This window comes from Amphritea japonica ATCC BAA-1530, from assembly GCF_016592435.1.
Lineage (GTDB): Bacteria > Pseudomonadota > Gammaproteobacteria > Pseudomonadales > Balneatricaceae > Amphritea > Amphritea japonica.
On record NZ_AP014545.1, the window covers coordinates 1,681,065 to 1,707,037 of the forward strand.

Consider the following 25,973-nt stretch of genomic DNA (forward strand, 5'->3'; position numbering starts at 1 on the left):
AACGGAGCCATTGGGCTCCGTTTTTTGCTTATTCTATGGGGGTTATTCGTACCAGGACACCAAACAGTGGGTGGTCCAGGTAGTGTAATTCTGCTCTTCGCATGCGGCGAGCAGATTTCATCTCAACGGTAAGAAAGTCAGGAATGGCTGTCTGATTCAGATAACGGTTACCATTCATGCTTTCACTACTCAGCTCTGAGGTTGTGTCGGGCAGTGTGTCGGCGCTTTCGGGTAGCGGTTCCTGAACAGTGACTGTTGTTTCTGTTGATGTTTTTAAGAGTGCTGTGCTTTCTGCAGGGCTCAGGCTCCGGCTGTGAAACAGATCGCTGCGGAAATGAAGATAGCGGCCTTTGTCGACCGAAATGTAGCCGTCCAGCTCATAAAGACCGTTATCCAGAACTTCGCCGCCATTGATGCGGATCAGGTATTGGTCTTTTCTGCTGTTGATAGGCTGAATCCAGGCTTCATGAAAAAGCACTTTGTACAGTGAGCTGCGTTTAAGGCTGGCTTGTTTAGCGCTCAGGCTAAGGGATGATTTAGGCAGGCGGGTAAAGTAACCATTTTGTTGCCCTTTTTTATAATACTTAAGCGCACGACTACGGCGAGATGGAAGTGTTTCAATCACTGGCCAGATTTCGTCATCCAGTGTGTCGGACGACAGGTGACTAAAAGCCAGTACCTCTACTTTGTAGTCTGAAGCTGCGGCGTGTACCGGAGCACTGTTAACCAGTGTCAGAGACAGAGCCAGTAAAAACCCTGAATAGAGTTTGATCATTATTCATTCCCAGTCAATTGGAGTAGCAGTTGTTCTACTGCTTTGAAGCGCTGCTCTATTTTAGCCATATTCAATGTGAACTTCAGCTGACTGGCGCCGCCAAACTGAAATTTTTGTGGTTGTTGTTGAACCAGCTGGACCAGTTTAAATGGGTCGACCACTGTATCGGCTTCAAAATCGATTCGGCCACTTTTTTCTCCCGCATCAATCTTACTGATACCAAGAGGCTCTGCCTGAAGTTTAAGCTGGGTTTGGCGAAACAGGTTTTTTGTCTGTTCTGGCAGGATGCCGAAACGGTCGATCATCTCGATCTGAAGCTCTTTCAGTTCGATGTCATTCTTAGCATTCGCAATTCGCTTGTACATGATGAGACGATTATGAACATCGGGGAGGTAGTCATCCGGGATGAGGGCGGGAATGCGCAGATTGATTTCGACTCCATGTTTAAGTGGGGCCTCAAGATTAGGTGTTTTGCCTTCGCGTATAGACTCAACTGCTTGTTCGAGCATCTCCATATAGAGTGAAAAGCCAATGTTTTGTATCTGGCCGCTCTGGTCATCGCCTAATAACTCGCCGGTGCCTCGAATTTCCATGTCGTGGGTGGCCAGTGTGAATCCTGCTCCTAAATCATCGGCACTGGCGATAGCGTCTAATCGCTTGACGGCGTCAGTGGACATCGCTTTCTGGTGTGGCGTCATAAGATAGGCGTAAGCCTGATGGTGGGATCGCCCTACCCGGCCTCGCAGCTGATGAAGTTGGGCCAGGCCGAACTTGTCCGCGCGATCTATGATAATGGTGTTGGCGTTAGGTACGTCTATGCCCGTCTCAATAATGGTGGTGCAGACCAGTACGTTAAAACGTTTGTGGTAGAAGTCGGTCATTACCTGTTCAAGCTCGCGTTCTCGCATCTGACCGTGGCCAATCGCCACACGGGCTTCCGGTATTAGCTCGCTGATTTCGGCAGCGGTTTGTTCAATGGTTTTGACTTCGTTATGCAGGTAATACACTTGTCCGCCGCGTAATAGCTCACGCAGAATAGCTTCTTTTTTAAGCGGAGTGTCAGCCTGGCGAACAAAGGTTTTTACCGATAAGCGGCGAGCGGGTGGTGTGGCGATGATCGACAGATCCCGGATTCCGGACATCGCCATGTTCAGTGTTCGGGGAATCGGGGTAGCGGTTAGAGTCAGTATATCTACTTCTGAGCGTAATGATTTAAGCCGTTCTTTCTGCTGCACACCAAAGCGATGCTCTTCGTCGATGATCAGCAGTCCCAAGTCGCTGAATTTAATATCACCTTGCAGTAGCTTGTGAGTGCCGATAACGATATCGGTCTGGCCTTGTTTCAATGACTCAATAACCGTGTTCGTCTGCTTGCCTGAGCGGAAGCGGGAAATTAGCTCGACATTGACAGGCCAGTCGGCAAACCGGTCACGAAAGTTATCATAGTGTTGCTGTGCCAGAAGGGTGGTGGGAACTAATATGGCGACCTGCTTGTTGCTTTGTACGGCGATAAAACAAGCTCGCATAGCAACTTCGGTCTTACCGAAGCCAACATCGCCGCAGACGAGCCGGTCCATGGGCTGTTCTGCTTGCATATCTTTGACTACCGCCTGGATCGCATTGGCCTGGTCGACGGTTTCTTCGAACGGGAAGGCTGCGCTAAAGCTGGCGTAGTGTTCGTCCGGCTTATCAAACTGATGGCCCCGGCGGGCCGCTCGACGGGCATAGATGTCCAGTAGTTCGGCTGCTGTATCCCGGACTTTTTCAGCGGCTTTGCGACGGGCTTTGCTCCACTGTTCTGTGCCCAGGCGATGCAGTGGTGCCAGTTCATCGCCCGCGCCGGAATAGCGGCTAATCAGGTGGAGCGAGGAGACCGGAACATATAGATTGGCATCGTTAGCGTATTCAAGCTTAAGAAACTCAGAGCTTTGAGCGTCCAGCTCGAGTGTTACCAGTCCCCGATAGCGTCCTACGCCGTGGTCAATGTGGACAACGGGGGCGCCGAGATTCAGTTCTGTGAGGTTTTTAATAACCTGCTCAGACTGCTCCTGTTCCCGGGAGCGGCGTCTGCGCTGAAACACCTGGTGTCCAAAAAGTTGAGTTTCGGTTATGAGGTGAAAGTTGCCAGCAACGCTCAGGCCTTGTTCCAGGGGGAAGACGCAGATATTGATCGGGAAGCCGTCATCAAAAAACTGCGGCAGGTTATCGACCTGATGCGGTTTGATGTCGATTCGACCGAGCAGCTCCATCAGCGCTTCACGTCGGCCTGCAGATTCGGCACAAAAGAGTACTTTGTCCTGAGTTTTACTGAGAAATTTATCAATCGCTGCAAGTGGTTGAGACGCCTGGGCGTTGATCGTTAATTCAGGGGGTTCAGTCAGTGACAGGTTATAGCGACCAGACTCCGCGCGTGCCTGGGTCTTGCCTTGTTGTAGCTGGACCCGTTGCATGGGCTTTAGTGTGCTAAATAGCTCAGTGGCTGGAACAAAAAGCTTATTAGGCGCGAGAAGAGGGCGCTCAATATCATGGCGGCGTTCTTCATAGCGTTCCTGTACATCATGCCAGAACTGTTTGCAGTGATCTTCTAAGTCGGTTTCGGTGAGAATTAATACATTCTCTGGTAAGTAGTCAAAAAGCGTGGCACTGGTATCAAAGAACAGTGGCTGATAGTACTCAATCCCAGGCGGGGTTAGCCCATTGGAAATGTCTTGATAGGTAGGGCAGCGCTTGTAATCGACATCAAAGGTTTCACGCCAGCGTTGTTTAAAGTCTTTTATTGCTGATTCGTCAAACGGGAACTCTTTAGCGGGCAGTACGCGGATATTGTCGACCTGATCAATAGAGCGCTGGCTTTCGGGATCAAAGGTGCGCAGTGTTTCAACTTCATCGTCAAACAGCTCAATCCGGAAGGGGGTTTTACTGCCCATTGGAAAGATATCGATGATGGAGCCGCGAATGGCAAACTCGCCATGTTCATACACGCTTTCGGTGAGATGATAGCCCGCGTCGGTGAGCTTGTTGCGGGTGTTGTCCAGATCAAGGCGCTGGCCCTGGTCTAAAATAAGGGTGTTGCCATCCAGAAAGCGTGGAGGCGCCACTCTGTGCATCAGTGTGCTGGCCGGGATGATCAATACCCCGCGTTGTAGCTGAGGGAGTCTGAATAGAGTATTGAGTCGTTCGGATATTATGTCCTGGTGAGGAGAAAAACTGTCGTAGGGTAGTGTTTCCCAATCGGAGAATAGCAGGCATTCAATGCTGTTATCGCTGAAGAAGCCAATCTCGGACTTGAGGCGGGTGGCATTATCACTGTCATTAGTGATGCAAAGTATCAATCCCGGGTGTTGGTTGGCGATATCGGTTGTCAGCATACCGCGGCCTGCGCCGGGGAGGTTGCCTATGCGTCGGATGTCACCGTCTGATTTGGGTAATTGATACTCGTTCTTAAACACTTAAGGCTCGCTCCGTTGTCCAGGGCAGGCCTTATTCGGCCTGTGATGTTGATTCGGTCGCTTATGTTACGGCGCGTGCGATAAAAGTACAGTTTAATATGTCACTGTCCGCAGCAGTCTCGCATTTGTCCTGATCGATCATGGTTGGGCAATAAAATATAAAAATAACCCTAAAGTGTAGTGTTTCTTATTTGCCCGCAGGTGCGGAAAAGAGGATAATACCGGCCAGCGAAAATTTGACTACTATTTTGACTACTACCATTTTGGAGTGTGCCGTGAGCCAAGAAAAAGTGTTAGCTGACTGGAAAGGTCGCGAAGCTTTAGCTGAAGAATTGATCCCAGTTGTGGGTCGTCTTTACCGTGATAAAAACGTTGAGACCTCTGTATATGGACGTCTGATTATCAAGCGTTCTGTCGTTGATGTTTTGAAAGCGCATCGTTTTGTACGTCAGGTTGAAGAGCAGGAGTTGTCTGTAAGAGATACTCATCCTGTTTTGACGGCACTAGATAAGATTGACGTTAAGAATGCTCATGTCGATGTGGGCAAGCTTGCGGTTAAATTCCGTGAAGAAGGAAAGGGTGCTTCTCTGGAAGACTTCCTTCAGGCTGAGCTTGCGCCTGCGATTGGTGGGGCTCCTGCAGAACCAACGGATGTTGTTCTTTATGGTTTCGGCCGTATCGGACGTTTGTTGGCGCGTCTGCTGATTGAGCGTACGGGCGGTGGCCAGGCGTTGCGTTTGCGTGCAATTGTTGTGCGTAAAGGTAAAGCGACTAATGATCTTGAGAAGCGCGCCAGCTTGTTGCGTCGCGATTCTGTTCATGGCTCCTTCCGGGGAACGATTCAGGTTGATGAAGAAAATCAGGCCATTATTGCTAATGGTAACCTGATAAATATCATCTATTCTGATGGTCCTGATCAGGTTGATTACACGCAGTACGGTATTAATAATGCGTTGGTGCTGGATAATACGGGCATCTGGCGCGATGAAGCTGGCCTGTCGCTGCACCTGAAGTCTAAAGGTGTTGCGAAAGTGGCGCTGACGGCTCCGGGTAAAGGTATCAAGAATATCGTAATGGGTGTTAACCATGCTGATATTTCTGATGATGACAAAATCCTGTCCGCTGCATCTTGTACCACTAACGCTATCTCTCCGGTATTGAAAGCGTTGGATACTAAATATGGTGTGACTAACGGCCATGTAGAAACTGTACATGCTTACACTAACGACCAGAACCTGATAGATAACTATCATAAAGGTGATCGTCGTGGTCGTGCGGCAGGTTTGAATATGGTTATCACTGAAACCGGTGCTGCAAAGGCGGTTTCTAAGGCTCTGCCTCAGCTGGAAGGTAAGTTGACCGGTAATGCTATCCGTGTTCCGACGCCTAACGTGTCTATGGCGATTCTTAATTTGAATCTGGATAATCCAACCGACAAGGAAGAGTTGAACGCTTATCTGCGTGATCAGGCACTTCACTCGCCACTGCAAAAGCAGATAGACTTCAGTAATTCACCTGAAGCTGTTTCTTCAGATTTCGTTGGTTCACGTGCTGCAGGTGTTGTTGATGCGCTGGCGACTATTGCTGAAGATAATCGTTGCGTGCTCTACGTTTGGTACGATAATGAATTTGGTTACAGCTGTCAGGTTATTCGTCTGGCTCAGCGTATGGCGCAGTGTACGCTGCCAGCTTTCCCTAAAGCTGTACGTTAATTCGACTATTGGTTAATTGCAAAACCGTCCTAAGGGGCGGTTTTTTATTAGGTTTTTCTTTATATTTCCAAATAGAATAAGCTTATCTCTTAAAGTTCTGAATAAGCTTGGCTAATAGTGACCGAAAAGTTACCTTTAATGTCCCCTCTGGTAGAAAAATTACCTCCCGATCTTTATACTTAACCGGTTTTTGGGTTGGGGTAGTCCTGTCCGTTTGTAGGGTATTTTGCTTTGATTTGTGACATCAGGGGACAATGTTGCAGAGTCTGGAGCATCGCGTTCTGCGGGGTTAGGGCCCTAAAAAAATTATAATAGTGATTGGGTGAGGCGGATGATCAAGATCAAACAGGGTCTGGATCTACCTATTACGGGCGCACCAGAGCAGACTGTATCGGCAGCTGTTGAGGTTAAGTCCGTTGCCGTGATCGGCTTCGATTATGCAGGCTTGAAGCCTACGATGCGGGTCAAGGTGGGAGATCGAGTAAAACTCGGTCAAGTGATCTTTTCCGATAAGAAAACTGAAGGTGTAGATTTTACAGCACCTGCTGCGGGGGTAATCAAAGAGATTAACCGTGGCGAACGTCGCGTTCTGCAATCTGTTGTTATCGAGATAGATGGCGATGAAGCGGAACAATTTACGAAGTACGAAGCATCTCAGTTGTCATCACTGACCGCTGAACAGGCTCAGGACAATCTGGTTAAGTCCGGTGCCTGGACCGCTCTGCGTACTCGTCCTTTCAGCAAAGTACCACAGCCGGGCAGCGCGCCCGCATCGATCTTTGTGACAGCGATAGATACCAATCCTCTGACAGTAAATCCCGAAGTGGTTATTGCTGAGCAGAGTGATGCTTTTGTGAATGGTCTGACTGTATTGACCCGTCTCACAGAAGGCAAAGTATTCCTGTGTAAAGCTGAAGGCGCATCTATTCCAACAACCGATGGTGTTACTGTCGAAGAGTTTGCGGGTAAACATCCTGCGGGCAACGCAGGTACGCATATCCACTTCCTGGATGCTGTATCAGCTACCAAGACAGTCTGGACTATCGGGTATCAGGATGTCATCGCGTTTGGACAACTGTTTACGACGGGTGAGTTATTCACTGACCGTGTCGTTGCAGTCGGTGGCCCTATGGCAACCAAGCCAACGTTACTGCGTACTCGTCTGGGTGCAAACCTGTCTGAGTTGCTGGTTGGTCAGATTAACGGTTCCAATAACCGTGTAATCAGTGGTTCTGTATGGAACGGCCGTAACGCAGCAGGCCCAATGGGCTACCTGGGGCGCTATGCTAACCAGGTATCTGTACTGGAAGAGGGTAATCAGCGTGAACTGATGGGCTGGCTTGTGCCAGGCACAAATAAGTTCTCTGTACTGAATATCTTCGCGTCATTCCTGAACCCGTCTAAGAAGTTTAACTTCACAACGACGACTAACGGTTCAGAACGGGCCATGGTTCCAGTTGGACAGTTTGAAGAACTGATGCCAATGGATATTCTTCCAACGCAGTTGCTGCGTGCTCTGGTAACAGGCGACATCGTTCATTCGATGGAACTGGGTTGTCTTGAGTTGGACGAAGAAGACCTCGCGCTGTGCACATTTGCTTGCCCTGGCAAGTATGAGTACGGCCCAATCCTTCGCGACAATCTGACGCGTATCGAGAAAGAGGCCTGATCATGAGCTTGAGAAATATTCTTGATAAAATGGAGCCGCATTTCCATAAAGGCGGCAAGTATGAAAACTGGTACGCGCTGTATGAAGCTGCAGATACCATTTTTTACACGCCGGGTCATGTGACTAAGGCGGCTGCTCACGTTCGTGATGCAGTTGACCTGAAACGTATGATGATTCTGGTTTGGGCTTGTACTTTCCCAGCTGTATTCTTCGGCTTGTACAACGTTGGCTTCCAGGCAAATACTGCTATGGCTGACCTGGGTATAACTGAGCCTTCAACCTGGCAGGGTGGTCTGGCAGCACTGTTCACGAGTTTTAACCCGGACAGTCTGTGGGACAACATCATGCACGGTGCGATGTACTGGCTACCTATCTATCTGACGACTTTTATTGTCGGTGGATTCTGGGAAGTCTTGTTCGCAATGAAGCGTGGTCATGAAGTTAACGAAGGTTTCTTCGTATCTTCTATCCTGTTTGCATTGATTCTGCCACCCTCCATTCCTTTATGGCAGGTAGCACTGGGTATCAGCTTTGGTATCGTAATTGGTAAAGAAGTTTTCGGTGGAACCGGTAAAAACTTCCTTAACCCGGCACTGACCGGTCGTGCTTTCCTGTTCTTCGCATATCCTGCGCAGATGTCAGGTGATGCGATCTGGACTGCGGTTGACGGTTTCTCTGGCGCTACGCCACTGGGCCTTGCTGCAGCAGGCGGTGTTGATGCGATTCTGGCTCAGAACATTACCTGGTTCGATGCATTCATCGGTACTATCCAGGGATCTGTCGGTGAGGTATCAACCTTTGCCATCATGATCGGTGGTGCGGTGCTGTTGATCGCTAAAGTTGCTGCATGGCGTATTGTTGCCGGTGTATTCCTGGGTATGACGGCACTGTCGACCCTGTTTAATATTATCGGTTCTGATTCAAATGCGATGTTTGCTCTGCCGTTTTACTGGCATCTGGTGTTAGGTGGTTTTGCCTTCGGTATGTTCTTTATGGCAACCGACCCGGTATCCGCGTCTATGACCAATACGGGTAAATGGGTATTTGGTGCTTTGATCGGTGTCATGGTGGTTCTGATTCGAGTGGTTAACCCAGCGTTCCCTGAGGGAATGATGCTGGCGATTCTGTTCGCTAACCTGTTTGCGCCACTAATCGACAACTTTGTCGTGCAGGCGAATATCAAGCGGAGGGCTATGCGCAATGTCAGCGAATAAAGATTCTATCGGTAGAACGATAACTGTTGCTGTTTTGCTTTGTGTGGTTTGTTCTGTTGTCGTTTCTGCGTCAGCAGTACTGCTTAAGCCAAAACAGATAGCTAATAAAAATCTTGATCGTCAGACCAATATCCTGGCTGCAGCTGGTATAGCCACTGCAGGAAAAGATATTCCGGCGCTGTTCGGTGAGGTAATTGAGAAACGCTTCGTTGACCTGCGTTCCGGTAAGTACACAGAAGTGTCTGACCCGGCGCGTTACGATGCTAAGAAAGCAGCGAAAGAGTCCGACACGGGTGTCGCTCTGGAGCGTGGCATTGATATCGCCTCGATCAAATATCAGGCGAAAGTTATGCCTGTCTATCTGGTTAAAGGTGAAAGCGAGACTGGCTACGATAAGGTGATTTTGCCAGTACACGGTTACGGCCTCTGGTCTACCTTGTACGGTTTCCTAGCGCTGGAAAGTGACCTCAACACTGTTGTGGGTCTGGGTTTCTACTCTCATGCAGAAACCCCTGGGCTAGGTGGCGAAGTCGATAATCCGAACTGGAAAGCGGTTTGGCCTGGTAAGGAAGTATATCCTGCCGGCTCAATGGTGCCAGAGTTGGGCCTGATTAAGGGTAGCGTTGATAAAACCAGCCCTAAAGCTAAGCACCAGATTGATGGTTTGGCGGGTGCGACTCTGACAGCAAATGGTGTTACCAACCTGGTTCAGTTCTGGATGGGCAAGAATGGTTATGCGCCATTCCTGGCAAACCTGAAAGCAGGGGGGGCGTAACTCATGTCTCAAGCTAAAGAAGTCCTGTTAGGACCTATTTTTACTAATAACCCGATCGGTTTGCAGATCCTGGGCATCTGTTCCGCACTGGCGGTAACATCTAACCTGGGTACTGCATTTGTAATGTCACTGGCGGTAATCGTTGTAACAGCGTTTTCTAACCTGTTTATCTCGATTATCCGTAATCAGATACCGAGTAATATCCGGATCATCTGTCAGATGGCGATCATTGCATCCCTGGTAATTGTGGTAGACCAGATTCTGAAAGCTTACGCTTACGATATTTCGAAGCAGCTGTCGGTATTTGTTGGTCTGATCATTACTAACTGTATCGTAATGGGTCGTGCTGAAGCATTCGCCATGAAGAATCCTCCGGGAATCTCATTCCTCGACGGTATCGGTAACGGTCTGGGCTACGGTGTAGTACTGATCTTTGTTGGCTTTCTGCGTGAGTTATTCGGCGCGGGCAAGCTGTTCGGTATCGAAGTGTTACCGTTGGTTACTGACGGTGGTTGGTATCAGGCGAACGGCATGATGCTGCTACCACCCAGTGCGTTCTTCATTATCGGCATGTTCATCTGGTTGGTTCGTACCTTTAAGACAGACCAGGTAGAAGCGCCGGAATTTGAACTGGCGAAGAACTCTAAGAAGGAGGCTGTGTAATGGAACAGTATATCAGCCTTGTTGTTAAGGCGATTTTCGTTGAAAACATGGCGCTGGCCTTCTTCCTGGGGATGTGTACATTCCTGGCGATCTCTAAGAAGGTACAGACTTCTCTGGGTCTGGGTATCGCAGTCATTGTAGTACTGGCGATCACCACCCCGGTAAACAATCTGATCTATAACCTGCTGCTGCGCGAAGGTGCACTGGCATGGGCCGGCTATCCGGAAGTAGATCTGAGCTTCCTGGGTTACATCTCTTACATCGGCGTAATTGCGGCGATGGTGCAAATTCTGGAGATGTTCCTGGATAAGTATGTGCCTGTACTCTACAACTCATTGGGCGTATTCCTGCCGCTGATCACTGTAAACTGTGCCATCATGGGTGCTGCACTGTTTATGGTTGAGCGTGATTATACTTTCGGTGAGTCTGTTGTTTACGGTACTGGTGCAGGTGTTGGCTGGGCGTTGGCAATTACTGCGCTGGCAGGCATCCGTGAAAAATTGAAATACAGCGACGTACCGGAAGGTTTACGTGGCCTGGGTATCACCTTCATCACTGTTGGTTTGATGTCTCTGGGTTTCATGTCTTTCTCCGGCGTTCAGCTGTAAAGCTGTCACATGATTACTAAAGGAAGGATTAGCTAATGAATGCAGAAATCGTCCTCGGCGTTGTCATGTTTACTGCGGTAGTGCTTGCACTTGTCGCGGTAATTCTGGCAGCCCGTTCAAAACTGGTTAGCTCCGGTGATGTGACTATTCGCATCAACGAAGACGAAGCTAAAACAATTACAGTACCTGCTGGCGGTAAGCTGCTGCAGACATTGGCAGAAAAAGGGATTTTTATCCCATCTGCCTGTGGTGGTGGTGGTACCTGTGCGCAGTGTAAGTGTCAGGTTCTTGATGGTGGTGGCTCTATGCTGCCAACTGAGGAATCTCATTTCACTATGCGTGAAGCCAAAGAGGGCTGGCGTCTATCTTGTCAGGTGGCGGTTAAACAGGACATGGAGCTTGAGCTCGAAGAAGAGATCTTCGGTGTTCAGAAGTGGGAATGTACTGTTGAGTCTAACCCGAACGTTGCAACCTTCATCAAGGAGCTGACTTTGCGTCTGCCTGAAGGTGAAAACGTTGACTTCCGTGCCGGTGGTTACGTTCAGCTTGAATGTCCTCCACACGAAGTGCATTACAAAGACTTTGATGTAGAAGAAGAGTATCGGGGTGACTGGGATAAGTTCGACCAGTGGCGTTATGTATCGAAGGTGTCTGAAAACACTATTCGTGCATACTCTATGGCGAACTATCCGGAAGAGCGTGGTGTGGTTAAATTCAACATCCGTATCGCTTCTCCACCACCGGGTACAGACGTTGCACCTGGTATCATGTCATCTTACGTATTCAGCCTGAAACCAGGCGATAAGATTACCGTTTACGGGCCATTTGGTGAGTTCTTCGCTAAAGACACCGATAACGAGATGGTCTTTATCGGTGGTGGTGCAGGTATGGCGCCTATGCGTTCTCATATCTTCGATCAGTTAAAGCGTTTGAACTCTAAGCGTAAGATCTCTTTCTGGTATGGTGCACGTTCACTGCGTGAGTGCTTCTACAATGAAGAGTACGATATGCTGGCCACTGAAAATGATAACTTTAAGTGGCACCTGGCACTGTCTGATCCGCAAGAGGAAGACAACTGGGATGGAATGACCGGCTTCATTCACAATGTATTGTATGAAAATTATCTGAAGGATCATGAAGCGCCTGAAGATTGTGAATACTATATGTGTGGACCGCCTATGATGAACTCTGCTGTTATCCAGATGCTGGTTGATCTGGGTGTTGAACGGGAAAATATCTTCCTCGACGACTTTGGTGGCTGATCATCTGATGTCTGCATTATTCAGACATATTCTAAAACGGCCGGCAGCTCTGCTGCTGGCCGCTTCGTTTCTGTTTCTTACAGTTTTGCCAGGCTGTAGTAAACCACCTCAAATTGTCGGTCATCAAGGACTGACCATGGGTACCAGCTTTACTGTTAAGTGGGTATCGTCTGATTCTGAGACAGATAAGAAACTCCCTGCTCAGATTGATCAGATACTGATAGCTGTAAACAATGCAATGTCTACCTATCAGGCTGATTCCGAACTTACCCGCATTAATCAGTTACCCGCAGGTAGTGAGGTGAAGTTATCTTCTGATCTGGCAAAAGTGTTATCCCGGGCTTTAGAGATTAGCCAGTCCTCGGCAGGTGCATTTGATGTCACTGTAGGGCCGTTGGTTAATCTGTGGGGCTTTGGTCCTGAGGGGCGTATAATAAAAGCGCCTTCGGACGATGAAATTACCGCGCTGAGTGAGCGTATCGGTTATAAAAAAATTCAGTTATCGAAAACGGGTACTGAACTGTATAAGTCTGGCGATATTTATATCGACTTATCAGCCATAGCGAAGGGCTTCGGCGTTGATAAGCTGGCGCAGCTGCTCGAAGATGTCGGAATCTCCAGTTATCTGGTTGAGATCGGGGGTGAGCTTCGTGCCAAAGGAATAAAGCCGGACGGTAATAACTGGAAAATAGCGATTGAAGCTCCGCTTGTTGGAGAGCGCAAGATCCAGCGTATTATCGCAGTGAAAAATGTAGCTATAGCTACATCGGGTGATTATCGCAACTATTTCGAAGAAGACGGGGTTCGATTCTCCCATACGATTAACCCAGCTACGGCAAAGCCAATAGATCATAAACTGGCATCCGTTACTGTCCTGGCAGCCGACTGTGCGTCTGCCGATGCGCTGGCAACGGCGATGATGGTGTTAGGTCCGCAAGTGGCGGAACAGTATGCCTTGCAGGAAGGAGTTGAAGCTTTGTTAATTGTCAAAACAGAAGCAGGGTTTAAAGAGATAATGACGCCAGGGTTTTCGGATTTTCTGGTGCAGTGAGGTAAAAAATGGCAACTATGGTTCTGAGTTTTGTAGTCCTTGGACTGGTAATTATTGGTATGGCAGTAGGCGTAATTATGGGTCGCAAGCCGATCGCGGGTTCCTGTGGTGGTCTCGCAAATGTTGGTATCGAGGGTAAGTGCTCGATTTGTGGAGATGATCCTCAAAAATGCGATGATGAGCAGGAAAAACAGAAAAAGAAGGCTGAAATAGCTGATATGGCTTACGAAGTTAAATAAGAGTGCTGATAGGGTATTAGCAGGGAATTTTGCGGGAAGAATACTTCGCTAACCTAAAGGCTAATGGGTCTGATCTAGCGCAGGCTATATGCTTTCAATATGCATTATTCTGAAGCACAACAAACGCTTAGACTTATACAACTTTATAGAAATTAACAGGTAATAGGGGAAAGTGATGGCTGTCTATGACTATGATGTCATTGTACTAGGGTCCGGTCCTGCCGGTGAAGGTGCGGCAATGAACGCGGCGAAGAAAGGACGCCGTGTTGCAGTGATAGAGTCACAGGACTCTGTCGGTGGTAACTGTACTCACAAAGGGACTATTCCATCCAAAGCTCTGCGTCACTCGGTTAAACAGATCATCGAGTTCAATACTAACCCTATGTTCCGGGATATCGGTGAACCACGCTGGTTCTCCTTTCCTAAAGTATTAAAGCGTGCCGAAAAGGTTATCTCCAATCAGGTCATGATGCGGACCAACTTTTACGCCCGTAACCGTATCGATCTGTTCTTTGGTCTGGCTGAATTTCAGGATAAGAACACGGTATTAGTAAAAGGCACCATTAATGGTGATGAGACCCTACGTGCTAAGAATATTATTATCGCTACCGGTTCTCGCCCTTATACTCCGGAAGACATCGATTTCTCTCACCCTCGTATTTACAACAGCGATACTATCCTGACGCTGAGTCATACGCCTCGTACGCTTATTATCTATGGTGCTGGTGTTATCGGTTCTGAATACGCGTCTATCTTTAGCGGTCTGGGTGTGAAAGTTGACCTGATCGACTCAATGGGACGTCTGCTGTCATTCCTGGATGCTGAAATCTCAGACTCGCTGAGTTATCACTTTAGAAATAACGCGGTTAAGATCCGTCACAATGAGTTTTACGAAAAGGTAGTGGCAGATGAGCGGGGCGTCACGCTGACGTTGAAGTCAGGCAAAATGATCCGTGCTGATGCATTCCTATGGTGTAATGGCCGTACCGGTAATACTGACATGCTTAAGCTCGAGAACGTTGGTCTTGAGGCTAATGGTCGTGGTCAGATTGAGGTTGATGATCATTACCGCACCAAGGTGGAAGGTATGTATGCCTGTGGTGATGTGATCGGCTGGCCTGCACTGGCTTCAGCCGCGCTCGATCAGGGCCGTGCAGCGTCTTCAGATATGCTTAATGCAGATGATTTCCGTTATATCAACGATGTTCCTACCGGTATTTATACGATTCCTGAAATCAGTTCGATCGGTAAGACAGAAGAGCAGTTGACTGAAGAGTGTGTGCCGTACGAAGTGGGTCAGGCATTCTTTAAGGATACTGCCCGGGCGCAGATTTCTGGTCAGCCTATCGGCATGTTAAAGATCCTGTTTAACCGGGAAACGCTGGCTATTCTGGGTATTCATTGCTTCGGCGATCAGGCTTCAGAGATTGTGCACATCGGCCAGGCTATAATGAATCAGGAAGGGGAAGCGAATACGATTAACTACTTCGTTAATACCACCTTCAACTACCCAACCATGGCGGAAGCGTATCGGGTTGCGGCAATAGCGGGGTTAAATCGGATAGCAAATCTGTAAGCGTTAGCGCAGATGAAAAAAAAACCGCCTACGGGCGGTTTTTTTATGGCTTCAAAGAATCAGTCTGGTTTGTTCTTATCTGCTTTTTCAGGCTCTTTATAAAAGCCATCTTCGTAATACTTACCGGACACGCCCAGTTTTTTCTCCACCCAGCGATTGTAATGTTTCCAGATAAAGAATCCCGGGGTCATCGCTATCATAATGCCCAGCATCAGGCCTGATCCCGCGTATTCTGCTGGCAGCTGGGCGGTTACCCAGTCATAGAAACCGCTCTGATCCATGACCAGGTAGTAACCGGCGAGAAAGAGTAAACCAAACGCAGTGGCTAAGTGGTGCAGTACTTTATTATGCGAGCTTGCAGACATGAAACGATTTATCCCAGATAACGGTGAGCTCGGAGGCTGGGCAGAAAGGGTTGAGGATCTATCTTAAGATCACTGCGTTCCAGTCTGCTTCTTGACTCAGGAGCGATAAGTGGAGGCTCATTATACTCAGGTAAGAGGGGGTTTTCATCGTCCAGAGCGACAATAATAGGCAATGAGGTGTTACGGGCTTTGCGTAACATTAGGTCTTTCTGCTTCCAGAGGATGTTCGCGCGCATTACCGGTACCTGAGTTTGGATCTGTGCCAGCATATCCCCTGGACGCAGATTCCCGACCGCCTGTAGCTGAAGCTGGATATGTGGCTGACTGGAATCCATCTTAAGCAGTTTTTCTTCTGCCTCTTTAGGGCTGAGTTTGCGGATACTTCGACCACTGGTGTACCAGCTGAAACCGATTTTAACCGGTCGGGTTTCGATGACAGGAATTTGTCGATAACACTGTTTAAGATGAAGGCGTGATGCCCCCTGGCGATGAAGAAGTTCAGCTAGTTTTGCTGTCCTTTTCTGAAGGCTATGTTGAAGGTCCGGAGATTCGCTCAGGCGGTATTCGGTGGCCATTTTTTGAAACCGGGCTTTGGCCAGATTGAGTTCCAGCGCGTGCTGAATAAGCTCTGCATTGGCGCCGATCAAGCCGTGTTGGCTGCGGGTGGTTCGGCCGTCCTGATTATCCTGATACCAGATGTCAGCATACAGTGCTGCCGCCTGCTCAAGATTTGTCGTGGTTTGTCCGGGTAACCAGTAAGGCTGTTGGCTGGTACGCAAGCAGTTGGTGAATTTCAACAGTGCCTGATTCAGCTGAACCAGGCTGTCGACAAGTTCAATACTGTTAGTAGAGCTCTTCATTGATCTGCTGGCGCTCGCGTGCCTGGGTAGAGAGAATATATCGGGCGACGATCATTCGGCTGCTTTCCGGCAGGTCAGTAAACTCAACCCCGATTTTATATTTTCCATTCTCTTCGCCAGAGTAGAGAACTTGTCCGTAAAGGAGGAGGCCCGAAAAGGTTTCCTCAAAGACAACTTTAAGCGCCAGATAGGTGTTGAGTGGAATAGCCTCTTCACAATCGAAGCTCAAGCCTCCCTCGCTCAGGCTGATTTCCTGAGCGGTTAGGTTTTCAAATTCGACATCACTCTTGGCAACAGCCTGAGCTATCGCATCAATCTTATCGTTCATGCTTTCAAGGTATGCGGCGACCGAAGGCTCTTTTTGAGCGATCTTGCGCAGATGATAGTCATTATCACGCCCCAGGTTCTGGAGCTGTGTCAGTAACAGAAAGAAAGGCGAAACCTCGAACTGAGTCGGTATTCGGCTGTGTTCCATCTCATCTTCCGTGATGATTTTATAGTCTACCGCTACTTTGCCATGGATGCGGAAATACTGGCGTCGTTCCTGATTCAAAGTTAAGCCCTCAAAGTAATCTCACATTACCCGAGTATAGCGAATATTATTCTGATTTTGTTAGAGAAATTTACCCGTCTGTGATTTAATCCTCAGCCATGTTTAGACCATTCTCCCTGTACGTTGGGTTGCGTTATACCGCCGCCAAACGGAGCAACAATTTTATCTCGTTCATCTCATTAGTCTCAATGCTGGGGCTGATGCTGGGTGTGGCTGCGCTGATTGTCGTACTTTCGGTGATGAACGGTTTCGATCGTGAACTCAAAAACCGCATTCTCGGTATGGTTCCCCATGGCACCATATCGGATTACGGTAAGCCACTTGAAAACTGGCAGTCAGTGGCTGATACGGTTAACCAGCAGCCTGGAGTTGTTGGGACCGCTCCCTACATCCAGGCACAGGGAATGCTGACTAATCGGGGAGTTGTCCGTGGTGTTCTGATCAACGGTATTGATCCGGAACTGGAACAAAAAATTTCGATACTTGGCAACCACATGAAAGCGGGTAGCCTTGATCAGTTGGCGCCTAAAAGCTATGGCATTGTACTGGGGGCTCTTCTGGCCCGTTCGATGGGGGCTAACCTTGGTGACAAAATCACCCTCGTGTTACCGGAAGCATCAATTAGCGTAGCAGGGGTTATTCCCCGCTTAAAGCGTTTTACCGTTGTTGGGTTGTTCGAGGTTGGAGCGGAGCTTGATGCAAATCTGGCCTATATTCATATTGATGACGCTGCCCGGATTAAAAGGATGAGCAGTGGTGTTGATGGTATTCGTCTGCAATTTGATAACCTCTTTGAGGCACCGTACAGGATTCGTCAGATCATTACTGATCTGGGTGAGTTTTATCGCGCCAGTGACTGGACCCGTACCCACGGCAATCTGTTTCAGGCCATCCAGCTAGAAAAGAAGATGATCGGCTTGTTGCTGTTTCTGATTGTATTTGTAGCGGCCTTTAATATTGTTTCGACTCTGGTGATGGTGGTAACGGACAAGAAAGGTGATATTGCTATCCTGCGAACACTGGGAGCAACACCTGGCCGGATCATGCGAATTTTTATGGTGCAGGGCACCGTTATTGGCGTCATGGGAACCCTGCTAGGCTCGGTCCTGGGGATCGTACTTGCGTTAACGGTGACAGACTTAATTGCCTGGGTAGAACAGGCTTTCGGTATCCAGTTTCTGAGTGCCGAGGTTTACTTCATTAGTTATTTGCCATCTCAGCTTCGGCTTGAGGATGTAGTCACTATTATCAGCGTGGCGTTAAGTATTAGTTTTCTGGCTACCTTGTACCCGGCTTGGCGCGCCTCCCGTACACAACCAGCAGAGGCGTTACGCTATGAGTGATTTGGTGCTGCAGTGTATCGATCTGAAGAAAGCCTACGGTGAAGCTGATATAGCGGTTGAAGTACTGCGCGGTGTTGAGCTTGAGGTAAAGCGGGGAGAGACTCTGGCAATTGTCGGCAGCTCCGGCTCAGGCAAGAGTACCCTGTTGAATATGTTAGGCGGCCTGGATCTTCCCAGCTCCGGTGATGTGCGCATCGATAACCAGTCTTTTTTCGATATCAGCGAAAAAGCGCGCGCGCAGCTGCGTAATCGTTCACTGGGCTTTGTTTACCAGTTTCACCACCTGTTAGCGGAATTTAGTGCGCTGGAAAATGTTGCGATGCCGCTGCTGATCAGAGGCGAGTCGATTAAAACCGTACAAGAAAAGTCAGCTGAGCTGCTGCGTTCAGTGGGGCTGGGGCATCGTTTGGAGCATAAACCGTCAATGCTCAGTGGCGGAGAGCGTCAGCGGGTTGCGATTGCCCGTGCGCTGGTGACTAATCCGGCGTGCGTGTTGATGGATGAACCCACGGGTAATCTTGATCGGCATACGGCTGAAGATGTTCAGGCGCTGATGGATAATCTCAACGCTGAATTTGGTATTTCGTTTGTAGTGGTTACCCATGACTTGCAGTTGGCCGAAAAACAGGGGCGGGTGATGGAGCTTAAGGATGGTTTGCTGCAAGAGATAAACGTTTAAGCTTTATTGAGTCCGTACATCAGTACTTTAAAAAAGCCGGGATCTATTCCGGCTTTTTACTTTCGGTTTCATCTGAATCACTGTTCTGGCAAGCGACTTCATCAGTGCATTTTTTTGTTGAGTTGCGGGATTTACGCTTCCGCCAGCTTTTGTTTACCTGCCATACCCAGAATCCCTGCATCATAAAATATCCTAGCGTGCCGCTGACAATACCGCAGGTTAAAGAGCCTACTAATAGCGGTAACCAGATATGAGACAGCTCAGTGGTAAGCCACTCAACACTCATGACAAATTCGACCTGTTGAGGGTCTGCACCTACCATCAGCGTCCCCACCCAATAGGCAAAATAGAACATGGGAGGGATAGTAATAGGGTTAGTTATCCATACCAGGCTGACAGATATTGGCAGGTTGCTGCGGATAAACAGTGCGACCACGGCGGCTATCACCATCTGCGATGGCAGCGGGATAAAGGCGCAGAATAAACCGACAAAAAAAGCTTTGCTGACAGATTTCCGGGTCAGATGCCATAAGTTGGGGTCATGTATATAACTCCCTAGCCAGCTGAGATAGCGGTTGGATTTGAGCTTACGCTCATCCGGCATATATTTTTTGATTAATTTGCGCGGCATCAGGGACGCACTTATAGTAGATGTATGGGGCATTAATTATGCCCACTAAAAATCGCTAAGCCAACCGGAAATCATGGATGATAGGTATAGCTTTTGGTGTAATGTTGGTGGCCTTGTTGCCACAGCTCCTTTCTTTTTCGCTTATAGCCTTATTAGTGGTGCTTTTAGCGTTGCTATTTGCAGCGCAATCTAAGCTACGATTCCGACGAAAAGTCAGCTCACAGTTAATGGGGTTGCTGATCGGTATTCTTTACGCCTCAGTATGGGGTCATCTCAATCTCAGTCATCGTATGCCGCTTAATATGCCGACTCAAGTGTTAACCGTTGAGGGTGTTGTCAGCCATTTGCCTGAGTCACGTGCAGGTCTGCTCCGTTTTCGGTTTGAAATTGACGAACCTTCTTCGAATTCTTCAGCAACACAATCAGGGGCCCAGTTAAAACATCTGCTGTTGAGCTGGTACCGCCCTGACCAGGAAGTGCAGCCTGGTCAGCGTTGGCGTTTAACTGTCCGTGTAAAACCGCCTCGGGGGTATATGAATCCAGGAGGGCATGATTATGAGACTTTTCTTTTTGCTCAGCAGATAGATGCAAAAGGTTATCTGCTTAATGCTGAGTTGTTGGCGGATGTGGAAACAGATTTCAGATATACAGCCGAAAGGGTTCGTTATCAGGTCCGTGGCTGGTTAATGAGTTTACCTTTGAGCTCTACCACTCAGGCGACGGTCAGAGCCTTAGTGCTAGGGGATAAGCAGGGGCTGGATGATGGGCAATGGCGTATTTTACGGCAGACGGGCACTGTACATCTTGCTGTTATCAGTGGTTTACACATAGGTATCGCCTGTTTGCTTGGGTATATTGCCGGCGCCATTTTTCAACGCCTCGCGGGGCGGTTTGTTCAGGGATGCGCAGACGTAAGAGGCTATAGAGTTATACCCGCTCTTGCTTTTGCTTCAGCCTATGCGCTCCTTGCTGGCTTTAGTGTACCCACCCAGAGAGCTTTGATTATGGCGCTGGCGATGCTGTTGCCTGTATTAATAAATCGCGCTGTTAGTGTTTGGCAGCGTTTTCTTTTAGCGTTAGTCGGTGTGTTGCTGGTTCAGCCTCTGAGTATTTATCAACCGGGGTTCTGGTTGTCTTTTGGTGCTGTGGCGGCATTGTTGCTGACGGTTACCCGGGAAGACTCTACAGGGTTTGTTAAGCCCCTGATTAAAACTCAACTAGCAGTATTTTTCGGCTTATCTCCTCTGTTGTTACTCTGGATGGGGCAAGTTGCAGTGGTTGCGCCGTTGGTCAATCTTATTGCCATACCGGCCCTTACATTCATTATGTTACCGGGTGTATTACTAGGGTTGTTACTCTGTTTGATGGATCCCTTTGCCGGTGCTGCGTTGTTGAACTTTCTGAGCGATAGCTTTTGGTATTCATTGCAACAGGTTGTGCTACCTGATGAGCAGGGTATTATCGTTTTACATCCTTCTCTCATGGCAGCCCTGCTGGCGAGTTTGGCGGCACTGATCCTGATTTTGCCCGGTTGGATTGGTGTCAGAGGTTTTACACTCTTTTTGCTTGTTGCGCTGATCTTTCCGATCAGAGAGCGGCCTCAACAGGGTGCATTTAGGGCAACAGTTCTGGATGTGGGACAGGGGCTGTCGGTATTAATAGAAACCGAACATAAAACGCTACTCTATGATACCGGTGCAGCTTACCCTAGCGGAAGCGTTGCCCGTTATACGTTGCTTCCGGTGCTTGAGCAGCGGGGTATTAAGCGACTTGATCGTCTGGTGATTAGTCATAAAGATAATGATCATGCGGGTGGATACCGGGATCTGGTTGCGGCAGTTGAAGTGGATTCGTTTCACACGGGCAGTCCACTGCTTAAACGACGGTTTGACGGAGAACCTTGTCATTCGGGGGCTGGCTGGGAATGGGGAGGGGTTCGTTTCAGTTATATTCAACCATCTGATCCTCAGCCAATGAGTGAAAACAATCGCTCCTGTGTGCTACTTGTGCAGGCGGGGGATTGTCGTTTGATTATTCCCGGTGATATTGAAAGCAGTGTTGAGGCACAGATTATCAGGGGTAATCCTGACTTAAAGGTGAATTGGCTGGTTGCTGCGCATCATGGTAGTCGTTTCTCCAGTAGTGATCTCTGGTTGCGCAGTCTGGAACCAGACAGGGTTCTGTTCAGCGCCGGATTTGGTAATTCCTATGGGCATCCTGCCGAGGATGTGGTGAGGCGATTAGAGGTACTAAAGGTTCCGATGGACAGCACTGTGGAAGGTGGTGCACTGATTTTGACAAGTGGATTGGGAGGTTGTGATACGCACCGCTTTCGGGAACAGAAAAAGCGTTACTGGACAGCAGGTTAATCACTATTATGGTCTCAGACTCTATGCTAGAGTATGGGCCGGTTTGTAGGAGGATTTCTGGTGTTCGAATTGATTCAATCCGGTGGTTGGCTAATGGTGCCGATTATCGCCTGTTCTGTATTTTCTCTGGCTATCTGTCTGGAGCGTTTTTGGATATTACAAAAGAAGCGCGTCGCGCCCACCAATCTGTTATCCGATGTTTGGGTGTTGGTTCGCAATGGAGAGATGACGCCTGAGCGTATGCAGTTGATACGTAACGAAAGCTTTCTCGGTCAGATCATGGTGGCGGGTTTGAATAACTCCAAGCATGGTCGTGAGATCATGAAGGAAAGTATTCAGGAAGCGGCCCAACATGTGATGCACCAGATGGAACGATTTCTTAATTCACTGGGTACCATCGCGGCTATTTCACCATTACTGGGGCTGTTGGGTACGGTTATCGGTATGATTAAAGTATTTGCTGAGATAATGCTGCAGGGTACCGGAAATGCAAATGTACTCGCCGGCGGGATATCTGAGGCACTGATTACAACAGCAGCGGGTTTGACCGTTGCTATCCCAACACTGGTTTTTCATCGTTATCTGCAACGTCGGGTCGAGAGCTTGCTGATTGAGATGGAACAGGAATCTCAGAAGCTGGTCGAAGTTGTGCACGGCGAACGTGAAGTTGATTTTGAGTAACCGGTGAATAGATTGAAATTCCGACGCAAACAACCTGAAGAAGTTTCGGTAAACCTGACACCACTTATTGATGTGGTGTTTTTGTTGCTGATTTTTTTTATGGTCTCCACAACCTTTACCAAAGAAACGCATCTAGAGATTAATTTGCCAGAAGCGGAAGGTGAAATCGTTGAATCTCAGACTGATTCAATAGAAGTGACCATCAGTGTAGAAGGTGATTTCAGTGTTAACGGTCAGGTTCTTCTGAATAGCCAGCCCGATACTTTGCGCCGGGCGATTATGGACCAGGCTGGTGATGACCGTAAGCTACCCTTTGTTATTTCAGCAGATGCTAATACGCCCCATCAGTCAGTCGTGACGGTGATGGATGTGGCTGGCAAGCTTGGCTTTGCTGGATTGAGCATTACCACTCAGCAAGCGGCTGAGGAATAACTGTGGGGCTGGAACAAGCCTGGTATCGCAATAGCCGCTGGTTAAAGTTGCTGCGACCACTGGAAACGTTGTTCTGCGCTATCGCACGCCGTCGACGCAAAGCCTTTCAAAAAGGCCGCCGTGCAAGCTGGACCGCGCCAGTGCCTGTGGTGGTGGTCGGTAACATCTCAGTTGGGGGGACTGGTAAATCGCCCCTGGTACTTTTCCTGATAGAGCAGCTACGACAGCGGGGCTATAAGCCTGGCGTTATCAGTCGTGGTTATCGTGCGGCACCACCCACCACTCCTTATTTTGTTACTGCGGCGTCTACCTCTGTTGAAGCTGGTGATGAACCTTTGATGATCGTCAGGCGTACCGGTGTTCCGCTGGTTATATCTCCGGACCGGGTAGCTGCAGCGAAATTATTGTTAGAGCAGACCGCTTGCGATCTTATTATCAGTGATGACGGGTTACAGCATTATGCGCTGAATCGATCTGTAGAGATTGCGGTAATTGATGGCGTCAGAGGCTTCGGTAATGGTCGTTGTTTGCCAGAAGGGCCGTTAAGAGAGCCGGTTGCACGACTGGATGAAGTTGATCTGATTGTTGTTAATGGTGCCTCCCCAGAGCAGTGGTTGCAGAACTCCTATCTGGAAAAGTCATTCACGATGACACTGCAACCGGGTGAACTGGTGCGTTTAGGTGATGATAAGCATGTGGCTGCAGACGAGTGGTCTGAGTCTCGTCAGGTAAATGCGGTGGCCGCCATTGGTAACCCAAAGCGTTTTTCTGCGACATTGGAAGCACTGGATTTCAGCGTCACTTTTAACAGTTTTCCTGATCATCATGCTTATGTTGAGAAGGATTTTAATTTTCAGCAGGACGGTCCGCTGATCATGACAGAGAAAGATGCGGTAAAATGCGATCATATCGCTTTGCATAATACCTGGTATCTGCAGGTGAATGCCGTACTGGAACAGGGTTTTGCTATACAGTTGGAGGCTCTGTTGAATGACTTAGCCCCTTCCGTGAATGCAACAGAATAATTTATACTTAGCACTCCAAACAGAGGCACTAGAGATGGATAAGAATTTACTGGATATTCTGGTTTGCCCGGTATCTAAAGCACCGGTCGAGTGGAATAAAGAGACCAATGAACTGATTTGTCGGAGTTCAGGGCTGGCGTATCCGATTCGCGATGATATTCCGGTCATGCTGGAAACTGAAGCGCGGACTTTAACCGCAGAAGAACGACTAGAGAAGTAGGATCGACTATGGCTTTTTCTGTCGTTATTCCCGCCCGGTTTGGCTCATCCCGCTTTCCCGGTAAACCGCTGGCGGATATCGCCGGTAAACCGATGGTTCAGCATGTCTATGAACGTGCGATTCAGAGTGAAGCGCAGCGCGTTATAATCGCTACCGATGATCAGCGAATCGCTGATGCCGCCAAAAGTTTTGGTGCGGAAGTCTGCCTGACGTCTGCAGACCATCCTTCGGGCACCGACCGGTTGCAGGAAGTAGTGCATTCACTTGGATTTTATGCCGATGATATTGTCGTCAATGTGCAGGGCGATGAGCCTCTGATTCCTCCACGGGTGATTAATCAGGTTGCGCATAATCTAAGTGCCGTTCCTGAGGCCAGTATTGCTACGCTGAGTGAGCCGATCACTGATATTGAATCACTATTGAATCCTAATGTTGTTAAAGTGGTGTCTGATCAGACGGGCCGTGCACTCTATTTCAGTCGTGCGCCAATGCCCTGGCCCCGTGATGCCTTTGCCTCTGAACAAGGGCGGCAAGTGCTCCCTGAAGGCGTTAATTACCAGCGTCATATCGGCATTTATGCCTATCGGGTTAAGCTCCTTAATGATTTTGTAAAGTGGGCGCCTGCGCCGCTGGAAGAGACCGAGTGTCTTGAGCAGTTACGGGCAATGTGGAATGGTGCGGTGATTCATGTCGATGAAGCTGATGAGCTACCGCCAGCCGGTGTTGATACGCCTGAAGATCTGGAGCGCATTCGTCATCTTTTTGATGCTTAGAATAACGCATTGACGATGACGCGAAACGTTTCTCTCTATAGGGGAGAAGTTAAGTCAATTTCCATGCGTTTGTTTCAGAGTGTTTTATGACATCCTGCTGAGTGCTTTTTGGCAAGTATAAAAGCCTGTTTTGCTATCAAAGATCGTCTTGCTTACGTAGCGGGCGGTCGTCTTTTTTATCTTATTGTTGATCACCGGTCAGCGTTTTATCAGATGTGCTCGTTACCTTAAAAGCAGATCGATACATCAACGTGTGAAGTATCATGACAGTGCAGTCTAAACAAGAAAGAACACCTAGTGTGAAAGGCTGGCTGAGCCGTGGCTGGCAGGATTTCCTCAGTACCTGGGCGATCAGTATGCTGTTCAGCTCAATATTCCTGGTGATCGCACTGGCGGCATACTGGCAGCTATTAAAGCTCGATCTTGGGTTGGTGCTATATCCGTTTATTGCTGGCTTTATGATCATAGCGCCATTGCTGGTAACCGGTTTTCAACGGGTTGGACGGATGCTCCATGAGGGAAGGCAACCAGGCTTTATTGATCTGCTGAAAGGGGTTAGGGAGGCCACACCGGGCATATTCTTCTTAACCTTTGTACTCTGTATCTGCTACCTGATCTGGGTGACCGATGCGATAGTTATCTATGGGATGTATTTCGGTGTTAAAGCGGTACCTATTAGCGGTGAGCTACTGTCCGATCCGGTGCTTCGGGAAAGCCTGTTTTCCTATCTGATGTTTACCGGCTTGATGGGCTTTGTCATTGCGCAGATGGGTTTTATGGTTGGCGCGTTTTCTATTCCTTTGATCATGCATCAAAAGATGAGCTTTGTTGATGCGGTATTTACCAGCGTGGCGACCGTATGGCGGCATAAATGGTTAATGTTTCGCTGGGCGCTGTCATTAGCACTTTTAATGCTCTCCACGCTCGTTCTGGTTCTGCCTTTGCTGGTGGTTGTCTTGCCTGTTACAGCATATGCGAGTTATGCGGCTTACCAGGACCTTTTGCAACCGGCCGATAGCTGAGCGTTGATGGGCTGCAAGAGAGCATGG

General features: G+C 48.6%; 25 protein-coding genes. 19 read left to right on the top strand and 6 right to left on the bottom strand.

Annotated features, from left to right (window positions below; translation table 11 throughout):
* Positions 1-28 precede the first annotated feature (28 nt).
* Positions 29-775, bottom strand: coding sequence for a CsiV family protein (locus AMJAP_RS07720; protein ID WP_019621685.1), 747 nt, complete (start codon positions 773-775; stop codon positions 29-31).
* On the bottom strand, positions 775-4,224 hold the full coding sequence (gene mfd, locus AMJAP_RS07725) for a transcription-repair coupling factor (RefSeq protein ID WP_040404365.1): 3,450 nt from the start codon (positions 4,222-4,224) through the stop codon (positions 775-777). The genes AMJAP_RS07720 and mfd overlap by 1 nt, the downstream gene beginning before the upstream one ends.
* Positions 4,225-4,499: 275 nt before the next feature.
* On the opposite strand from mfd, the gene AMJAP_RS07730 reads away from it, so the two are divergent.
* The 10 genes from AMJAP_RS07730 to sthA all read left to right on the top strand — a co-directional run bounded on the left by AMJAP_RS07730 (position 4,500) and on the right by sthA (position 14,993).
* Positions 4,500-5,936: a glyceraldehyde-3-phosphate dehydrogenase gene (locus AMJAP_RS07730; protein ID WP_019621687.1), complete on the top strand. Its 1,437-nt coding sequence runs from the start codon at positions 4,500-4,502 to the stop codon at positions 5,934-5,936.
* A 331-nt stretch (positions 5,937-6,267) separates the two neighbouring features.
* Positions 6,268-7,605 (top strand): Na(+)-translocating NADH-quinone reductase subunit A, encoded by a 1,338-nt coding sequence (locus AMJAP_RS07735; protein ID WP_019621688.1) that lies wholly within the window; start codon positions 6,268-6,270, stop codon positions 7,603-7,605.
* A gap of 2 nt (positions 7,606-7,607) precedes the next feature.
* A complete protein-coding gene (locus tag AMJAP_RS07740; protein WP_019621689.1) occupies positions 7,608-8,819 on the top strand; it encodes an NADH:ubiquinone reductase (Na(+)-transporting) subunit B in 1,212 nt (403 codons plus the stop codon).
* Positions 8,806-9,594, top strand: coding sequence for a Na(+)-translocating NADH-quinone reductase subunit C (locus AMJAP_RS07745; protein ID WP_019621690.1), 789 nt, complete (start codon positions 8,806-8,808; stop codon positions 9,592-9,594). Before AMJAP_RS07740 ends, AMJAP_RS07745 begins: the two co-directional genes overlap by 14 nt.
* 3 nt (positions 9,595-9,597) lie before the next feature.
* Entirely contained in the window at positions 9,598-10,257 is a 660-nt protein-coding gene (locus tag AMJAP_RS07750; RefSeq protein WP_019621691.1) for an NADH:ubiquinone reductase (Na(+)-transporting) subunit D, read from the top strand.
* Positions 10,257-10,865, top strand: coding sequence for an NADH:ubiquinone reductase (Na(+)-transporting) subunit E (gene nqrE, locus AMJAP_RS07755; protein WP_019621692.1), 609 nt, complete (start codon positions 10,257-10,259; stop codon positions 10,863-10,865). The genes AMJAP_RS07750 and nqrE overlap by 1 nt, the downstream gene beginning before the upstream one ends.
* A 35-nt stretch (positions 10,866-10,900) precedes the next feature.
* Complete coding sequence (gene nqrF / locus AMJAP_RS07760; RefSeq protein ID WP_019621693.1) at positions 10,901-12,127, top strand: NADH:ubiquinone reductase (Na(+)-transporting) subunit F; 1,227 nt, start codon at positions 10,901-10,903, stop codon at positions 12,125-12,127.
* Positions 12,120-13,178, top strand: a complete 1,059-nt coding sequence (locus tag AMJAP_RS07765; protein WP_019621694.1) for an FAD:protein FMN transferase — start codon at positions 12,120-12,122, stop codon at positions 13,176-13,178. The genes nqrF and AMJAP_RS07765 overlap by 8 nt, the downstream gene beginning before the upstream one ends.
* An 8-nt stretch (positions 13,179-13,186) precedes the next feature.
* A complete protein-coding gene (gene nqrM, locus AMJAP_RS07770; RefSeq protein WP_019621695.1) occupies positions 13,187-13,417 on the top strand; it encodes a (Na+)-NQR maturation NqrM in 231 nt (76 codons plus the stop codon).
* A gap of 175 nt (positions 13,418-13,592) precedes the next feature.
* The gene (gene sthA, locus AMJAP_RS07775) at positions 13,593-14,993 is read left to right on the top strand and encodes a Si-specific NAD(P)(+) transhydrogenase (protein WP_019621696.1); all 1,401 of its coding nucleotides are present in this window, start codon (positions 13,593-13,595) and stop codon (positions 14,991-14,993) included.
* A gap of 59 nt (positions 14,994-15,052) precedes the next feature.
* Here the strand turns inward: sthA and AMJAP_RS07780 are convergent, their stop codons facing one another.
* Genes AMJAP_RS07780 through AMJAP_RS07790 form a run of 3 tightly spaced genes read right to left on the bottom strand, consistent with a single transcriptional unit; the run spans position 15,053 to position 16,771 of the window.
* Positions 15,053-15,358 carry a hypothetical protein gene (locus AMJAP_RS07780; RefSeq protein WP_019621697.1) on the bottom strand — a complete coding sequence of 102 codons (306 nt, stop codon included), beginning with the start codon at positions 15,356-15,358 and terminating at the stop codon, positions 15,053-15,055.
* A gap of 8 nt (positions 15,359-15,366) precedes the next feature.
* Positions 15,367-16,218: a hypothetical protein gene (locus AMJAP_RS07785; RefSeq protein ID WP_019621698.1), complete on the bottom strand. Its 852-nt coding sequence runs from the start codon at positions 16,216-16,218 to the stop codon at positions 15,367-15,369.
* The gene (locus AMJAP_RS07790) at positions 16,202-16,771 is read right to left on the bottom strand and encodes a PilZ domain-containing protein (protein WP_019621699.1); all 570 of its coding nucleotides are present in this window, start codon (positions 16,769-16,771) and stop codon (positions 16,202-16,204) included. Before AMJAP_RS07790 ends, AMJAP_RS07785 begins: the two co-directional genes overlap by 17 nt.
* A 98-nt stretch (positions 16,772-16,869) precedes the next feature.
* Between AMJAP_RS07790 and AMJAP_RS07795 the strand changes: the two genes are divergently transcribed.
* Positions 16,870-18,114: a lipoprotein-releasing ABC transporter permease subunit gene (locus AMJAP_RS07795; RefSeq protein WP_026340113.1), complete on the top strand. Its 1,245-nt coding sequence runs from the start codon at positions 16,870-16,872 to the stop codon at positions 18,112-18,114.
* The gene (gene lolD, locus AMJAP_RS07800; protein WP_019621701.1) at positions 18,107-18,793 is read left to right on the top strand and encodes a lipoprotein-releasing ABC transporter ATP-binding protein LolD; all 687 of its coding nucleotides are present in this window, start codon (positions 18,107-18,109) and stop codon (positions 18,791-18,793) included. Before AMJAP_RS07795 ends, lolD begins: the two co-directional genes overlap by 8 nt.
* Before the next feature lie 43 nt (positions 18,794-18,836).
* Here the strand turns inward: lolD and AMJAP_RS07805 are convergent, their stop codons facing one another.
* A complete protein-coding gene (locus AMJAP_RS07805; RefSeq protein ID WP_051088415.1) occupies positions 18,837-19,424 on the bottom strand; it encodes a DUF2062 domain-containing protein in 588 nt (195 codons plus the stop codon).
* A gap of 77 nt (positions 19,425-19,501) precedes the next feature.
* Here AMJAP_RS07805 and AMJAP_RS07810 point away from each other — a divergent pair, with 77 nt between their 5' ends.
* From AMJAP_RS07810 to AMJAP_RS07840, 7 genes are all read left to right on the top strand, one after another.
* On the top strand, positions 19,502-21,793 hold the full coding sequence (locus AMJAP_RS07810; RefSeq protein ID WP_019621703.1) for a DNA internalization-related competence protein ComEC/Rec2: 2,292 nt from the start codon (positions 19,502-19,504) through the stop codon (positions 21,791-21,793).
* A gap of 60 nt (positions 21,794-21,853) precedes the next feature.
* The gene (locus AMJAP_RS07815; RefSeq protein ID WP_026340114.1) at positions 21,854-22,474 is read left to right on the top strand and encodes a MotA/TolQ/ExbB proton channel family protein; all 621 of its coding nucleotides are present in this window, start codon (positions 21,854-21,856) and stop codon (positions 22,472-22,474) included.
* Between the two features lie 12 nt (positions 22,475-22,486).
* Complete coding sequence (locus AMJAP_RS07820) at positions 22,487-22,906, top strand: ExbD/TolR family protein (protein ID WP_019621705.1); 420 nt, start codon at positions 22,487-22,489, stop codon at positions 22,904-22,906.
* A 2-nt stretch (positions 22,907-22,908) separates the two neighbouring features.
* Positions 22,909-23,931 (top strand): tetraacyldisaccharide 4'-kinase, encoded by a 1,023-nt coding sequence (gene lpxK / locus AMJAP_RS07825; RefSeq protein WP_019621706.1) that lies wholly within the window; start codon positions 22,909-22,911, stop codon positions 23,929-23,931.
* Positions 23,932-23,965: 34 nt separating this feature from the next.
* A complete protein-coding gene (locus AMJAP_RS07830) occupies positions 23,966-24,151 on the top strand; it encodes a Trm112 family protein (RefSeq protein ID WP_019621707.1) in 186 nt (61 codons plus the stop codon).
* 8 nt (positions 24,152-24,159) lie between these two features.
* Positions 24,160-24,924: a 3-deoxy-manno-octulosonate cytidylyltransferase gene (kdsB, locus tag AMJAP_RS07835; RefSeq protein WP_019621708.1), complete on the top strand. Its 765-nt coding sequence runs from the start codon at positions 24,160-24,162 to the stop codon at positions 24,922-24,924.
* A gap of 299 nt (positions 24,925-25,223) precedes the next feature.
* Positions 25,224-25,946 (top strand): DUF2189 domain-containing protein, encoded by a 723-nt coding sequence (locus AMJAP_RS07840; protein ID WP_019621709.1) that lies wholly within the window; start codon positions 25,224-25,226, stop codon positions 25,944-25,946.
* Positions 25,947-25,973 lie beyond the last annotated feature (27 nt).

Excerpts from the sequence above, each read along its gene's own strand:
- AMJAP_RS07720 (WP_019621685.1), bottom strand. The coding sequence starts at position 775 with ATGATCAAACTCTATTCAGGGTTTTTACTGGCTCTGTCTCTGACACTG.
- AMJAP_RS07735 (WP_019621688.1), top strand. The coding sequence starts at position 6,268 with ATGATCAAGATCAAACAGGGTCTGGATCTACCTATTACGGGCGCACCA.
- AMJAP_RS07740 (WP_019621689.1), top strand. The coding sequence starts at position 7,608 with ATGAGCTTGAGAAATATTCTTGATAAAATGGAGCCGCATTTCCATAAA.
- AMJAP_RS07745 (WP_019621690.1), top strand. The coding sequence starts at position 8,806 with ATGTCAGCGAATAAAGATTCTATCGGTAGAACGATAACTGTTGCTGTT.
- AMJAP_RS07750 (WP_019621691.1), top strand. The coding sequence starts at position 9,598 with ATGTCTCAAGCTAAAGAAGTCCTGTTAGGACCTATTTTTACTAATAAC.
- nqrE (WP_019621692.1), top strand. The coding sequence starts at position 10,257 with ATGGAACAGTATATCAGCCTTGTTGTTAAGGCGATTTTCGTTGAAAAC.
- nqrF (WP_019621693.1), top strand. The coding sequence starts at position 10,901 with ATGAATGCAGAAATCGTCCTCGGCGTTGTCATGTTTACTGCGGTAGTG.
- nqrM (WP_019621695.1), top strand. The coding sequence starts at position 13,187 with ATGGCAACTATGGTTCTGAGTTTTGTAGTCCTTGGACTGGTAATTATT.
- sthA (WP_019621696.1), top strand. The coding sequence starts at position 13,593 with ATGGCTGTCTATGACTATGATGTCATTGTACTAGGGTCCGGTCCTGCC.
- AMJAP_RS07780 (WP_019621697.1), bottom strand. The coding sequence starts at position 15,358 with ATGTCTGCAAGCTCGCATAATAAAGTACTGCACCACTTAGCCACTGCG.
- AMJAP_RS07785 (WP_019621698.1), bottom strand. The coding sequence starts at position 16,218 with ATGAAGAGCTCTACTAACAGTATTGAACTTGTCGACAGCCTGGTTCAG.
- AMJAP_RS07795 (WP_026340113.1), top strand. The coding sequence starts at position 16,870 with ATGTTTAGACCATTCTCCCTGTACGTTGGGTTGCGTTATACCGCCGCC.
- lolD (WP_019621701.1), top strand. The coding sequence starts at position 18,107 with ATGAGTGATTTGGTGCTGCAGTGTATCGATCTGAAGAAAGCCTACGGT.
- AMJAP_RS07805 (WP_051088415.1), bottom strand. The coding sequence starts at position 19,424 with ATGCCGCGCAAATTAATCAAAAAATATATGCCGGATGAGCGTAAGCTC.
- AMJAP_RS07810 (WP_019621703.1), top strand. The coding sequence starts at position 19,502 with ATGATAGGTATAGCTTTTGGTGTAATGTTGGTGGCCTTGTTGCCACAG.
- AMJAP_RS07830 (WP_019621707.1), top strand. The coding sequence starts at position 23,966 with ATGGATAAGAATTTACTGGATATTCTGGTTTGCCCGGTATCTAAAGCA.
- kdsB (WP_019621708.1), top strand. The coding sequence starts at position 24,160 with ATGGCTTTTTCTGTCGTTATTCCCGCCCGGTTTGGCTCATCCCGCTTT.